This window comes from Mesorhizobium sp. Arg314 (assembly GCF_053714275.1).
In genome coordinates this window covers 1-523 of record NZ_JBSKBP010000243.1, presented here as the reverse complement: position 1 = coordinate 523, position 523 = coordinate 1, and the positions used below count along the sequence as shown (strand labels likewise).

The following is a 523-nucleotide window of genomic DNA, read 5'->3' as shown; positions in this document are numbered from 1 at the left end:
ACGGCGGGCGGAAGTCGTCCGGATCCGCCGGAGGATCATTCGTGACGGCAGGCGCGACCGCCAGCAGTTGGCGGGCGCGTGCGAGGCTGGCCTTGTGGGCGGAGCCGGCGAGCAAAATGTCGGATGCGATGGAAGCCGCGCGGCAGGACGTGGAGCAGGAAGCGGCGGATGAACTCGTCGGTCCCGAGCGTCATGACCTGCTGACGATCGGCGCCGTCGCGGCGATAGTCCTTGTAGCGGAAGGTGACGCCGCTCTCGTCGAAGGCGATCAGCCGGCTATTCGAAATCGCGACCCGGTGAGTGTAGCGCGACAGATAGGCGAGCACCGCCTCCGGCCCCGCGAACGGCGCTTTGGCGTAGACCACCCAGCGCTTCTTCCGGGCGGCAGCAAGCTGGCGCAGGAAGGCCCGTCGCTCGGTCAGTTGCGTCATCGATCCGAAGAAGGCGAGCCGGCCGGCGTCGTGCAGTGCGATCAGCCGGGCGAGGAACAGGCGGCGGAACAGCTTGCCGAGCACGCGCACCG

1 pseudogene is annotated in these 523 nt (G+C 68.6%); it reads right to left on the bottom strand.

Annotated features, from left to right (window positions below):
- A pseudogene (locus ACWGS9_RS35305) lies at window positions 1-523 on the bottom strand (IS91 family transposase); the annotation flags it as partial.